1 protein-coding gene is annotated in these 1,063 nt (G+C 66.1%); it reads left to right on the top strand.

Going from position 1 to position 1,063, the window contains the following annotated elements; translation table 11 throughout:
- The first annotated feature begins 85 nt into the window (after positions 1–85).
- Positions 86–1,038 (top strand): IS630 family transposase gene (locus MKL11_RS16270; RefSeq protein WP_243945153.1). Its coding sequence is split into 2 segments (ribosomal slippage): positions 86–437 and positions 437–1,038, totalling 954 coding nucleotides; the frame shifts between segments, so codons are not numbered across the junction.
- Positions 1,039–1,063: the final 25 nt, after the last annotated feature.

Here is a 1,063-nt window from a genome sequence, read left to right as displayed (position 1 = left end):
CTAGAGCCGTGCCCTGGCGGGTTGAATCGCTTGGGGTAGGCGATCGGGCTGGCGTGTGATTCACTGGCTGGGCTTACGAGGGAGGATCGCCAGGCCTTCAGCCCTGTCGGTGCATCTGCGCGCGCGTGTGGTCGCCGCGATTGAAGCGGGTGCATCGCGGCGCCAGGCGGCCAAACGCTTCGGGGTCGGGGCGGCCAGCGCGGTCCGTTGGCACGAGCGCTTCCGGCAGGACGGGCAGATCGCGCCCAAGCCCATGGGCGGCGACCGCAACTCGCAGCGTCTGGAAGCGCAGGCGGCCCTGATCCTTCGGTTCAACGAAGAACACCCGCTCTCCTTCTTGCGGGAACTGCGCGACAGGCTCTCGGAACGCGGCGTCCGGGCGAGCACAAGCAGCCTGTCACGCTTCTTCGCCCGGCATGGGATCACCCGTAAAAAGGGGCTGTCTACGCGGCCGAGCAGGAGCGGTCGGATGTGAGGGCCGCGCGCGAGGACTGGTTCGATGGGCAACCCGATCTGGATCCGGATCGCTTGGTTTTCCTCGACGAGACGGCCGCCACGACGAAAATGGTCCGCCGCTATGGTCGTGCTCCGTGCGGTCAGCGCTGCCGGATCGCCGTGCCTCACGGGCACTACAAGACCACCCCCATCACCGCCGCACTGCGCGCCACGCCACTGATCGCCAGGACCGTCTTCGATGGAGCCACGAATGGTATGCGCTTCCGGGCCTACGTCACCGACACCCTGGCTCCGGTGCTGAGGCCCGGTGACACTGTCATCCTCGACAATCTGAACGCCCACAAGGTCGCCGGGGTGCGCGAGGCCATCGAGGCGGTCGGCGCACGGGTTCTCTACCTCCCGCCCTACAGTCCCGACTTCAATCCGATCGAGCAGGTCTTTGCCAAGATCAAAGCCCTGCTCCGGACGGCTGCAGCACGGACCGCCGCCGACCTCACCATCGTCATCGAGGACGCGTTCGCCGCCGTCCGACCGGATGAGTGCCGAAACTACCTCACCGCTGCTGGATACGATGCCTATTAGTCAACCTGAAAAAGCACGGCTCTAG

Origin of the sequence: Methylobacterium sp. J-077, from assembly GCF_022829365.1 — a bacterium.
In the GTDB taxonomy this organism is placed as follows: Bacteria; Pseudomonadota; Alphaproteobacteria; order Rhizobiales; family Beijerinckiaceae; genus Methylobacterium.
This window is presented reverse-complemented; position numbering and strand designations above follow the sequence as displayed.